The organism is Qipengyuania pacifica (assembly GCF_019857205.1).
GTDB lineage: Bacteria > Pseudomonadota > Alphaproteobacteria > Sphingomonadales > Sphingomonadaceae > Qipengyuania > Qipengyuania pacifica.
In genome coordinates, this window is sequence record NZ_JAHWXO010000041.1 from 1 (window position 1) to 1,004 (window position 1,004).

Genomic DNA, 1,004 nt, shown 5'->3' on the forward strand with positions numbered 1-1,004 from the left:
CTGTTCTCGACGATGATGACGGCACCATCGACGATCAGGCCGAAGTCCAGCGCACCCAGGCTCATGAGATTGCCCGAAACGCCGAGCCGGTTCATTCCGATCGATGCCATCAGCATGGAAAAGGGAATGACCAGCGCCGCGATGATCGCTGCCCGGATGTTGCCCAGCAGCAAGAACAGGATCGCGATCACCAGAAGCGCGCCTTCGACGAGATTCTTCTCGACGGTCGCGATCGTCGCATCGACCAGGGAAGACCGGTTGTAGACGATCTCCGCAACAATTCCTTTCGGCAGGGAGCTGCGAACTTCCTCGAGCCGTTCGGCCGCCTGGGCCGACACGGTGCGGCTGTTCTCGCCCGCGCGCATGAGCACGGTGCCCACGACCGCTTCATCGCCGTTCAGCGACGCCGCGCCCGTTCGCAGGTCACCGCCGATGCTGACCGTGGCGATGTCCCCTACGCGAATAGGCACTCCCTCGCGGGTGGAAACGACCGCCTGCTCGATATCCTCGACGCTGCCGAGGCGCGCATCGACCCGGGCGAGGAGGGCTTCACCGGCCCGTTCGACGAAATTGGCCCCTTCGGCGAGATTGGCCGCTTCCAGCGCGTCGATCACCTCGTCGAACGACAAACCGTAACCGGTCAATCGTGCGGGATCGGGTTGGACGAGATATTGCTTTTCGAAGCCGCCGATGGAGTCGACACCTGCCACACCGTCGACCGACCGCATGAGCGGTGCAACCACCCAGTCCTGAATGGTTCGCAGATAGGCAGCCTTGGCAACATCGCTGTCGAGCCGGTCGCCACGTTCGGTCACGAAGCTCCCGTCGGACTGCCATCCGACCGCTCCGCCCCGCGGCGCTTCCTTGCCGTCAGGATATTCGTACTCGATGGTATACATGAGCACTTCGCCCAAGCCGGTCGAGATGGGTCCCATCACCGGTTCGGCACCCTCGGGCAGCGAAGCGCTTATGGGCGTCAGCCGTTCGTTGACCTGCTGACGCGC

The 1,004-nt window shown here is 63.4% G+C and carries 1 protein-coding gene; it reads right to left on the minus strand.

Annotated elements, in window-relative coordinates; genetic code table 11:
* Positions 1 to 1,004 (minus strand): efflux RND transporter permease subunit (locus KYK83_RS17030; RefSeq protein WP_222829093.1); only part of this gene is annotated, 1,004 nt, incomplete at both ends.